Genomic DNA, 10,370 nt, shown 5'->3' on the forward strand with positions numbered 1-10,370 from the left:
TTGACAAGGGGGGAGCGGTCCCCCCCTTGTCCCGTTCACCGCATAAGAGGTTAATGAAACTCCCCCACGCCTGGTGAACGGAACCATTCCACAATGCCAAATGCCAGACCCATTGCCGGATGGCGCGTTACACGCTTATCCGGCCTACAACACCTCTCCATTACTGGCGATAACCTGCTGATACCACTCAAAGCTGCGCTTTTTGCTGCGCTTGAGCGTACCGTTGCCCTCGTTGTCTTTATCGACATAGATAAAGCCGTAGCGCTTTTTCATCTCGCCGGTGCCGGCGCTGACAATATCAATCGGTCCCCACCAGGTGTAACCCATAATCTCGCAGCCATCCGCAATCGCCTCGGCCATCGCCTGAATATGGCGGCGGCCATAATCGATGCGCGCCTGGTCATTAATCTCACCGTTGGCCTGCACCTCATCAACGCCGCCATAACCGTTTTCAACGATAAACAGCGGCTTGCGGTAGCGGTCCGCCAGTTCATTACAGACGATACGAAAACCGAGCGGATCGATAGGCCAGCCCCACTCGGTCTTCTCCAGGAACGGGTTGTCCAGCCCGGCGGTGCCGCCGGTATCGACGCGGAACTGCCCGCCCGCCTGGTGCAGCACGCTGCGGTAGTAGCTAAAGCCAAGGTAATCAGAAGGATACGATTTAAGCAGCTGCATATCGCCCTCTGCCGTCTCCAGCTTCACCCCCAGATCGTTCAGCAGCCGTTTAGCATAAGCCGGGTATTCGCCCAGCATCATCACATCGGAGAAGAGCAGCGAACGGCGGCGCAGCTGCATGGTCGAGAAGATATCCTCCGGATTGCAGCTCGCCGGGTAGACGGTGCTCAGCGACAACATACAGCCGATAAGGGCATTGGGCATGATCTCGTGGCAGAGCTTGTTCGCCAGCGCATTGGCAACGAACTGGTGGTGATTCGCCTGCCAAATCTCCTGCGGGCTGGCATCGACATCCACCGCGCCGGTGGCGAACGGCATGCGGTTCATGTTGTTCAGCTCATTAAAGGTCATCCAGTATTTGACCTTGCCCTGATAACGGCGGAATACCGTTTCGCAGTAGCGGGTGAAGAAGTCGATAAGCTGGCGGTTTTTCCAGCCCCCATACTCCTGATAGAGCGCCAGCGGCGTTTCGTAATGCGAGAGTGTGATCACCGGCTCAATGCCGTACTTCAGCAGCTCATCAAACAGGTTGTCGTAAAATTGCAGCCCCGCCTCGTTGGGCGTAGTCTCATCCCCGCGTGGGAAGATGCGCGACCAGGCAATCGAGGTGCGAAAGCATTTGAAGCCCATCTCGGCGAAGAGCGCCACATCCTCTTTGTAGTGATGGTAAAAGTCGACCGCCTGGTGGCTGGCGTAATAAAGGTTTGGATCGATCACCGCATCATGTTTACCAGAGGCGATACCGCCGCGCACCACGTCGGCGATAGAGGGCCCTTTGCCATCTTCGTCCCACGCGCCTTCCGCCTGATTGGCGGCAATCGCGCCGCCCCATAAAAAGTCATTCGGGAAAACAGACATATCCGCTCCTTAATCCGCTAAGTCTTCGCCATTCGAGGCGATCAGTTTTTTATACCAGTGGTAGCTTTTCTTCAGCGAGCGCGCCTGGCTGCCGTTGCCCATATCGTCCTGATCGACATAGATAAAGCCGTAGCGCTTGGAAATTTGCGCTGTCCCGGCGCTGACTACGTCAATCGGCCCCCACCAGGTGTAACCAAAGAGATCGACGCCATCGGCAATCGCCTCCTGCATCTGCACCACGTGCTGGCGCAGGTAGTCGATACGGTAATCGTCGTCGATGGAGCCATCCGGATTAACGGTATCTACTGCGCCGAGGCCATTTTCGGCAATAAACAGCGGCTTCTGGTAGCGGTCATAGAGCTGATTGAGCGCCAGCCGCAGCCCTTTCGGATCGATCTGCCAGCCCCATTCGCTGGTCGTGAGGTGCGGGTTACGAATGCCGCCGGTGATCAGGTTGCCTTCTGCGCCGTCATGCAACGCCGGGTTGGCGCTGACGGTGCTCGACATGTAGTAACTGAACGAGACGAAATCGACCGGGTGCTGGCGCAGGATCTCATCATCGCCAACCACTTTTTGCAGCGTCACCCCTTTTTCCGCCAGCATGCGATCGGTGTAGGCGGGGTAGTAGCCACGCGCCTGCACGTCGCTGAAGAAGAGCGACACGCGCTGCATCTCTTCGCAGGCCTGCAAATCATCCGGGTGACAGGTGTGCGGGTAGAGCATCTGGTAGCTGATCATGCAGCCCATCTGCGAGCCGGGAATAATGGCGTGGCACGCTTTGGTAGCGAGCGCGCTGGCGACAAACTGGTGGTGAGCGCCCTGGTACTTATCCTGCTCAAGATGCGGGTTGTCCTCCTCAATCACCCCGACGCTGACATAGGGGTGGTGTTTCACGCAGTTGATCTCGTTAAAGGTCATCCAGTACTTCACCTTTTTGCGATAGCGCGTAAAGACGGTAGTGGCGAAGCGGACATAGAAATCGACCAGTTGGCGGTTCGGCCAGCCGCCGTAATCGGTGACCAGCGCCAGCGGCATCTCGTAGTGGGAGAGGGAGACAATCGGCTCGATGCCGTGCTCGAGCAGCGTGTCGAATACTTCGTCATAAAACGCCAGGCCCGCTTCGTTGGGCGTGGTCTCATCCCCGCGCGGGAAGATGCGCGTCCAGGCAATCGACATGCGAAAACACTTAAAGCCCATACCGGCAAACAGCGCGATATCCTCTTTGAAGTGGTGGTAGAAGTCGTTGCCTTTGCGCTTCGGGTAGTACTTTTTGCTCTCCGGATCCTGCGCTTCACGCACCTGCGCGTGGGTCATTCCCAGCCACTGATCGAGCCAGCGCTCGCGCGGCGTGTTGATATCGAAGGTGTAGACATCGGAGACGGAGAGCCCTTTGCCGTCGACGTTCCATGCTCCTTCAAGCTGGTTGGCCGCCGTTGCGCCGCCCCATAAAAACCCTTCCGGAAATGATTTCGAATAAGCCACTGGTGTGCTCCTTAGGCCGCGCTTGCGGTCAATGTGAGAAATGCGTCCCGGCTGGCGACATCGCCATCTGTTTTCACCGGGCTGATATCGCCGTACTGTTCGCTGTTGGTGACCACCACGATCACGCTCGGATCGATCCCCGCCGCCCGCAGCGCAGCGAGATCGAAGCTGACCAGCAGATCGCCCACCTCTACGTTCTGCCCGGCCTCGATATGGCTGGTGAAGTGCTTACCGCCGAGCTTCACCGTGTCGATACCGATATGGATGAGGATTTCGGCACCGGTATCGCTCTCCAGCGCCAGTGCGTGGTGGGTTTCAAACAGCGACTCCACCTTGCCGTTGACCGGCGAACGTAGCTCGCCGTTGCTCGGGTCGATAGCCAGCCCCTTGCCGAAAATCTCATCGGCGAAGACCGGGTCGCTCAGGGTATTGAGGGCTTTCAGCGTGCCGCTAACCGGGGCGAAGAGCCGCTCCTCCTCGCGTGCGATCTTCACCGGGCTGACGCCTGCGACCACCTTCTCTTCGAAACCGAGGATCACCGTCAGCACGGCAGCGGAGACAAAGGAGAGCGCGATACTGACCACCGCCCAGAGAAAGGTCGGGCCGACCAGCGCTGGCAGGCCGGGCAAGCCGCTGAGGGCAAAGGCGTAGGTTTTCACCCCCATCGCCATCGCAAAGCCGCCGCCAATCGCGCCGCCCAGCAGCGCGGCGGCAAAGGGGCGTTTGTAGCGGATATTGACGCCGTACATCGCCGGTTCGGTGATGCCCATCATCGCGCTGAAGCTGGTGGAGAGCGCCAGCGATTTCAGCTTCTTATCCCGTGCGCGGATAAATACGCCGAAAGCCGCGCCCGCCTGGCCGAGGTTGGCGACATAAAAGAGGATTTTGAACGGGTCGAAACCCATGGTGCTGATGTTGTTAATCATGATTGGCACCAGCACATAGTGCATGCCGGTAATGATGATCATCGACAGCGTGCCGCCGACCACCACGCCCGCAACGATGCCCATGTTTTCCACCAGCCAGATAATGCCGCCGGAGAGCGTATTCCCGGCGAAAATACCGAGCGGCCCGATAACCATCAGCGTAATCGGCGCGACAATCACCAGGCTCAGCAGCGGCACAAACATCGTTTTCAGCACGCCAGGCATGATGCGGTCAATCAGCTTCTCCACCCGGCTTAACAGCCACACCGCCAGCAGAATCGGGATCACCGTCGAGGCGTAGTTGACCGTCGGCACCGGCAGGCCGAGAAAGCTCACCGGCGCGCCGGATTTAAACAGCGTCTGGATCGCCGGGTGGAAGAGGGTGGCAGCGAGCGCCACGGCGACGTAGGGGTTGGCACCAAACTTATTCCCGGCGCTGAAGGCCAGCGCCAGCGGCATAAAGTAGAAAACGCCATCGCTGATGGCGAGCAGGATCTGGTAGGTCTGGTTGCTGGTCTGAAGCCACTGCATAGCGACCATCAGTGCCAGCACCCCTTTCAGGATCCCGGCTCCGGCAATCGCCGGAATGATCGGTGAGAAGATGCTTGATAGCCCCTCCAGCACTACTGACACCGGGTTACGCCGTTTGCTGCTGCTGGCGCTGGACGAGACGCCTGGGAGTTGCGCGAGCAGCGCTTCGCAGAGCGGGGCGACCTCATTACCGATAATCAGCTGGTACTGATCGCCAGAGATATTCACGCCGATCACGCCATCCAGCGCTTCCAGCGCCGCGCGGTCGACCTTGTCATGGTCGTGAAGGAGAAAACGCAGACGGGTGATGCAGTGAAACAGCGACAGGATATTCTCCTTGCCGCCGATATGCGCAATGATCTTCTGCGCGGTTTGCGGGTAGTTCATGCTCATTCCTCCAGACAGACGCCCGATTTTCTGGCGTCATCAACAAACACCGGCCTCGGCCGATACCTTGTTTCCTCTGGGGTTTGCCTGATTTAACAGTAACAAGCCTGGATGGAATTCATTTTTTCACGCCGCAGGCATCTCTGCCTGCCGGGTGAATTACGCCGACCGCTGCACCACGTTTTCGATATGCACGGTCAGATAAAGCTTCTCGGAGTTGCTCATGGTGTGGTGATAATGTTTGCCGACAAACTCGCTGATGGCATTAACGCACTTCAGCGTTGTCTGGTAGCGGCGCTCAACCATGGCAAATAACTCCTCGTCATCGTTGTTTAATATCTCCCCGGCAATCACCCGCTGCGCGAAGAATTTTAAGTGGGTAATAAAGCGCTGGTAATTGAGGGTGTGCTCATCGGGCGGCAGGGTAAAAAAGTATCTGACGATATTTTGCAGCTGATAAATAAGCCGGGTAATTTGCGTGGTTTTTCCCATCGTATCGTTTAGCCCGGCGTTCACAATATGCAGGGCGATACTGCACGCTTCGCTGTCCGGTAACAGCGTGCCGGTGCGCGCTACCACCATGCCCAGTGCCTGGCGGCCAATGGCGTACTCGTCGGTGTAAAAGTGGCGTACTTCCCACTCCAGCGGGTTGGCTAAACTCTCGCCTGTTTCACTGCGCTGCAGGGCAAAATGGAGGTGATCGGCAAGGGTGACATACAGCCCGTCGCTTAATTTATGCGGCAACGTTTCGCGTGCGAGGGCGACAATATCCGCCGTTAGCTGGACAATTTCCACCGGCACTTCGCTCACCAGATCTTTAAAACGGGCCGAGAGCTGGGAGTCTTTCAGGTGGAATATCTTCTCGATGGCGTCCATATTGACACGGTCGCCGCTCTGGGTATTAAACCCGAGGCCGCGTCCGGTCAGAATTACCTCAAAGCCGTGCTCATCGAGGGCGCTGACAACGTTATTATTTAATATTTGTTTGACCAGCATCGCCAACTCCTGCAAACAAAAACGGGCAAAACGTAAATACAGCCAGGGACGGATTGATCCCCTCAGTCTGCATTTAGGTTTTGCCCGATATTCGGTAACAAGCGTAATGCAGATAAAAAGCTAGCATTGACCATATAAATGTTCAACGCGTCGGGAAGCGGTTTCATAAATGGATCTGCCAATTTGTGATCGGCTTTGCGAAAAGTATCGTCTGCCTGACGTGCGATTTACGAGCAGCCTTCCATAACGGCAAAAAGCGTTCGCCCCTGCGGGCGAAAAAGTGCCACAATAGTGGCCGTTTATACAGTGCTTCAGGTTATCGAATGGCCCTTACCGCCGCGTTAAAAGCGCAAATTGCCGCCTGGTATAAGGCGTTGCAACAACAGATCCCGGACTTTATTCCCCGCGCGCCGCAGCGTCAGATGATTGCTGACGTGGCAAAAACGCTGGCGGGCGATGAGGGCCGCCATCTGGCGATTGAAGCGCCGACCGGGGTCGGGAAAACCCTCTCATACCTTATTCCGGGCATTGCCATTGCCCGTGAAGAGCAGAAAACGCTGGTGGTCAGCACCGCCAACGTCGCGCTACAGGATCAGATCTTCAGTAAAGATCTGCCGCTGCTGCGCAAAATTATTCCCGATTTACGCTTTACCGCCGCCTTTGGCCGCGGGCGCTATGTCTGCCCGCGCAATCTCGCCGCGCTCGCCAGCAGCGATCCCAATCAGCAGGATCTGCTGGCCTTTCTTGATGACGAACTGACGCCCGGCAACAAAGAGGAGCAGACGCGCTGCGCATCGCTGAAAGCCGATCTCGACAGCTACAAGTGGGATGGCCTGCGCGATCACACTGATAAAGCCATCAGCGACGATCTCTGGCGACGCCTGAGCACCGATAAGGCGGGCTGCCTGAACCGCAACTGCCACTACTACCGCGAGTGCCCCTTCTTTGTGGCGCGTCGGGAGATCCAGGAAGCGGAAGTGGTGGTCGCTAACCACGCGCTGGTAATGGCGGCGATGGAGAGCGAAGCGGTGCTGCCGGAGCCGAAAAACCTGCTGCTGGTGCTCGATGAGGGCCACCATCTGCCGGATGTCGCCCGTGATGCGCTGGAGATGTCAGCAGAGATCACCGCCGGCTGGTATCAGCTGCAACTCGATCTCTTCACCAAACTGGTGGCGACCTGCCTTGAGCAGTTTCGCCCGAAAACCCTGCCGCCGCTGGCCACGCCCGAGCGGCTCAACGCCCACTGCGAAGAGCTGTTTGAGCTGATCTCCTCCCTCAACGCCATTCTCAATCTCTATCTTCCCGCCGGGCAGGAGGCAGAACACCGCTTTACGATGGGCGAACTGCCGGATGAAGTGATGGAGATCTGCCAGCGGCTGGCGAAACTGACTGAGATGCTGCGCGGGCTGGCGGAGCTGTTTCTCAACGATCTCAGCGAGAAAACCGGCAGCCATGACGTTGTGCGACTGCACCGGGTGATTTTGCAGATGAACCGCGCGCTGGGGATGTTTGAGAGCCAGAGCAAGCTCTGGCGGCTGGCGTCGATGGCACAGGCCTCCGGCGCGCCGGTCTCCAAATGGGTCACGCGCGACGTGCGCGACGGGCAACTGCATTTGCAGTTTCACTGCGTCGGCATTCGCGTCAGCGACCAGCTGGAAAAGCTGCTCTGGCGCAGCGTGCCGCATATTGTCGTCACCTCGGCGACCCTGCGCTCGCTCAACAGCTTCAACCGCTTGCAGGAGATGAGCGGCCTGAAGGAGAAAGCGGGCGACCGCTTTGTCAGCCTCGACTCGCCGTTCAACCATGTCGAGCAGGGGAAGATTATTATTCCGCAGATGCGCTACGAGCCGCTGATGGAGAACGAAGAGCAGCACATCGCCGAGATGGCGACCTGGTTCCGTGAACAGGTGGAGAGCAGGGCACACCGCGGAATGCTGGTGCTTTTCGCCAGCCAGCGCGCGATGCAGCTCTTTCTTACCTACGTGCCCGATCTGCGTCTGTTGCTGCTGGTGCAGGGCGATCAGCCCCGTTACCGGCTGGTGGAGGCGCACCGAAAACGCATCGATGGCGGCGAGCGCAGCGTGCTGGTTGGCCTGCAATCCTTTGCTGAAGGGCTGGATCTGAAGGGGGATTACCTTACCCAGGTGCATATCCATAAGATTGCCTTCCCGCCCATCGACAGCCCGGTGGTGATCACCGAAGGGGAGTGGCTCAAAAGCCTCAAGCGTTATCCCTTTGAAGTGCAGAGCCTGCCGAGCGCCTCGTTCAACCTGATTCAGCAGGTCGGGCGCCTGATCCGCAGCCATGAGTGTCGCGGTGAAGTGGTGATCTACGATAAGCGGCTGTTGACCAAGAGTTATGGGAAACGGCTGCTTGATGCACTGCCAATATTTCCAATTTCCCAACCGCCAATGCCTGACGTTATAGTGAAGAAACCAGAACAGAAGCGCCGCAAGCGCCGTTAACGATGTGAGCACGCAAGGAGAGTCCATGGATTACCGCACCATCATTAAAGAGGTTGGCCGGGGCAAAAATCACGCCCGCGACCTTGATATTGACACCGCCCGCAGCCTCTACGCGAGGATGCTTAACGGCGAGGTACCGGAACTGGAGATGGGCGCGATCCTGATTGCGCTGCGTATCAAAGGGGAAGGCGAGGCCGAGATGCGCGGCTTCTACGCGGCAATGCAGGAGCGGACAATGACGCTGACGCCGCCGGTGGCGAGACCGATGCCGATTGTTATCCCGAGCTATAACGGCGCGCGCAAGCAGGCGAACCTGACGCCGCTGCTGGCGATTCTGCTCAGCAAACTGGGCTTTCCGGTGGTGGTGCACGGCGTGAGTGAAGATCCGACCCGCGTCGTCAGCGAAACCATCTTCGCCCTGCTGGGCATTGAAGCCACCACGCTTGCCGGGCAGGCGCAGGCGAAGCTGGAGGGGCAACAGCCGGTCTATATTCCGGTCAGCGCTCTCTGCCCGCCGCTGGAGGATCAGTTGGGGCTACGCTGGCGCATGGGTGTGCGTAACAGCGCGCACACGCTGGCGAAGCTGGCGACACCCTTTGCTGAAGAGGCGGCGCTGCGCCTCTCCAGCGTGTCGCACCCGGAGTACCTTAGCCGCGTGGGCAAATTTTTTGCCGATATCGGCGGGCGCGGGCTGCTGATGCAGGGCACCGAAGGGGAGGTGTACGCCAACCCGCAGCGCTGCCCGCAGATGAACCTGATCGATCCCGCAGGTGAGCGCGTGCTTTTTGCCCGCAGTGACGCGGTGGTTGAACCTGCTGCTGCGGGTGCGGCGAAAGATGCGGAGAGCACGGCGCGCTGGATTGAGCACTGCCTGAGCGGGCGCGAAGCAATACCGGAGTCATTAAAGGTGCAGCTGGCCTGCTGCCTGGTGGCAAGCGGCGAAGCGCAAACGCTGGAAGAGGGGATGGCGCGCGTCGCGGCGACATTTGGATAAAAAAAAGCCCGTCACAATCCTGGACGGGCCATGCAAAGGGCAATAAGGGTCAATGAGGGTGGTGCATCCGGCAGAGGGTTAAAATGCCGGGGTAAAACGCGGGTCAGGTTACTTATAGATAACCGCTGTGCCACTCAGCTTGTTATTGCCGGTGGTAGACAGAATGCTGTAGCCAGAAGCGCCTGCCGCTTTGGCTTTCTCTGCCAGGCGTGCTTCAAGGCCGTCCAGCGTGGTTGCGCCGTGGGCGGAGACCACACCGATTTTGTTCAGCTCGCCTGCCTGAGCAGGGTTAACAGATTGAGCCGCAAAAGCACCGAAAGAGAGGGTGGATAGTGCGACAGCAGCAACAGCATATTTAATGGCGCTCATAGGGTTTCTCTCGCAGGTTATACTGAATTTGGGACGATGTTCCGTCGATGTGATAAGTATCACAGTTTTTTAGCAGCGAGAAAATCGAAGAGAATTGAAAACCTTGTTCTAAAAAATTGAACAATAGTTAAGTTTTTGAAGCATAAAGGTTAAAAAGATAAAAAAGCACGAAATGGGCGCACTACCTCGCCATGCGGAGATAAGCGGCACATTTTGCGACAAGCGAAGCGGAAAAGTGTGAAGGTAAAGGTAAGTGCTTATCCTGCCGGGAAGCGTCAGGAAAAGTCAGCGTAGCTGGCTATCCTTCGATCCTCTGCGATTATATCCTGAATATGTAGAGTTATGTAAATCTTTCTCCTGCTGGCATTTCACGCACAGCCGCACGCCGGGAATTGCTTTTCGCCGCGCTTCCGGAATGGTTTCACCGCACTCTTCGCACTCTGTAAGGCTCTCGCCTCCCGGAATATCCCGGCGCGCGCGGGCGACCGCATCCTCAATGGTGCTGTCGATCTGCTGCTGTACTGCGTCGTCGTTTGCCCAACCTGAAGCCATAATTTCCTCCTGTATAGCCATTAAGTATAGACGTTATAAAGTGGCATGAAGTTGTAGGCCGGATAAGGCGTAAGGGAATGAAGCCGCTGGAACGGCGTAGGCCGGATAAGCGTTTACGCGCCATCCGGCAAT

Annotated in this window: 8 protein-coding genes; 2 read left to right on the forward strand and 6 right to left on the reverse strand. The window is 57.6% G+C overall.

Annotated features, from left to right (window positions below; all coding sequences use genetic code 11):
- Window positions 1-144: 144 nt before the first annotated feature.
- The 4 genes from IAE50_RS24965 to licT all read right to left on the reverse strand — a co-directional run bounded on the left by IAE50_RS24965 (window position 145) and on the right by licT (window position 5,858).
- The gene (locus IAE50_RS24965) at window positions 145-1,536 is read right to left on the reverse strand and encodes a glycoside hydrolase family 1 protein (RefSeq protein WP_200581610.1); all 1,392 of its coding nucleotides are present in this window, start codon (window positions 1,534-1,536) and stop codon (window positions 145-147) included.
- A 9-nt stretch (window positions 1,537-1,545) separates the two neighbouring features.
- The gene (locus tag IAE50_RS24970; RefSeq protein ID WP_200581611.1) at window positions 1,546-3,018 is read right to left on the reverse strand and encodes a glycoside hydrolase family 1 protein; all 1,473 of its coding nucleotides are present in this window, start codon (window positions 3,016-3,018) and stop codon (window positions 1,546-1,548) included.
- Between the two features lie 11 nt (window positions 3,019-3,029).
- Entirely contained in the window at window positions 3,030-4,862 is a 1,833-nt protein-coding gene (locus IAE50_RS24975) for a beta-glucoside-specific PTS transporter subunit IIABC (RefSeq protein ID WP_200581612.1), read from the reverse strand.
- Between the two features lie 159 nt (window positions 4,863-5,021).
- Window positions 5,022-5,858, reverse strand: coding sequence for a BglG family transcription antiterminator LicT (gene licT / locus IAE50_RS24980; RefSeq protein WP_200135736.1), 837 nt, complete (start codon window positions 5,856-5,858; stop codon window positions 5,022-5,024).
- 323 nt (window positions 5,859-6,181) lie between these two features.
- Here licT and dinG point away from each other — a divergent pair, with 323 nt between their 5' ends.
- Window positions 6,182-8,323, forward strand: a complete 2,142-nt coding sequence (gene dinG, locus IAE50_RS24985; protein ID WP_128483339.1) for an ATP-dependent DNA helicase DinG — start codon at window positions 6,182-6,184, stop codon at window positions 8,321-8,323.
- 25 nt (window positions 8,324-8,348) lie between these two features.
- Window positions 8,349-9,317: a DNA-binding protein YbiB gene (gene ybiB / locus IAE50_RS24990; RefSeq protein ID WP_200581613.1), complete on the forward strand. Its 969-nt coding sequence runs from the start codon at window positions 8,349-8,351 to the stop codon at window positions 9,315-9,317.
- A 108-nt stretch (window positions 9,318-9,425) separates the two neighbouring features.
- On the opposite strand, the gene ybiJ is transcribed toward ybiB, so the two are convergent.
- Window positions 9,426-9,686, reverse strand: coding sequence for a DUF1471 family protein YbiJ (gene ybiJ, locus IAE50_RS24995; RefSeq protein WP_200135739.1), 261 nt, complete (start codon window positions 9,684-9,686; stop codon window positions 9,426-9,428).
- A gap of 285 nt (window positions 9,687-9,971) precedes the next feature.
- Window positions 9,972-10,238 (reverse strand): DksA/TraR family C4-type zinc finger protein, encoded by a 267-nt coding sequence (locus tag IAE50_RS25000; RefSeq protein ID WP_042713286.1) that lies wholly within the window; start codon window positions 10,236-10,238, stop codon window positions 9,972-9,974.
- Between the last annotated feature and the right edge of the window lie 132 nt (window positions 10,239-10,370).

Source organism: Kosakonia sp. S42, assembly GCF_016624785.1.
Lineage (GTDB): Bacteria > Pseudomonadota > Gammaproteobacteria > Enterobacterales > Enterobacteriaceae > Kosakonia > Kosakonia cowanii.

What these genes read in the sequence shown, in the direction of transcription:
- IAE50_RS24965 (WP_200581610.1), bottom strand. Translation starts at nt 1,536, where the DNA reads ATGTCTGTTTTCCCGAATGACTTTTTATGGGGCGGCGCGATTGCCGCC.
- IAE50_RS24975 (WP_200581612.1), bottom strand. Translation starts at nt 4,862, where the DNA reads ATGAACTACCCGCAAACCGCGCAGAAGATCATTGCGCATATCGGCGGC.
- licT (WP_200135736.1), bottom strand. Translation starts at nt 5,858, where the DNA reads ATGCTGGTCAAACAAATATTAAATAATAACGTTGTCAGCGCCCTCGAT.
- dinG (WP_128483339.1), top strand. Translation starts at nt 6,182, where the DNA reads ATGGCCCTTACCGCCGCGTTAAAAGCGCAAATTGCCGCCTGGTATAAG.
- ybiB (WP_200581613.1), top strand. Translation starts at nt 8,349, where the DNA reads ATGGATTACCGCACCATCATTAAAGAGGTTGGCCGGGGCAAAAATCAC.
- ybiJ (WP_200135739.1), bottom strand. Translation starts at nt 9,686, where the DNA reads ATGAGCGCCATTAAATATGCTGTTGCTGCTGTCGCACTATCCACCCTC.
- IAE50_RS25000 (WP_042713286.1), bottom strand. Translation starts at nt 10,238, where the DNA reads ATGGCTTCAGGTTGGGCAAACGACGACGCAGTACAGCAGCAGATCGAC.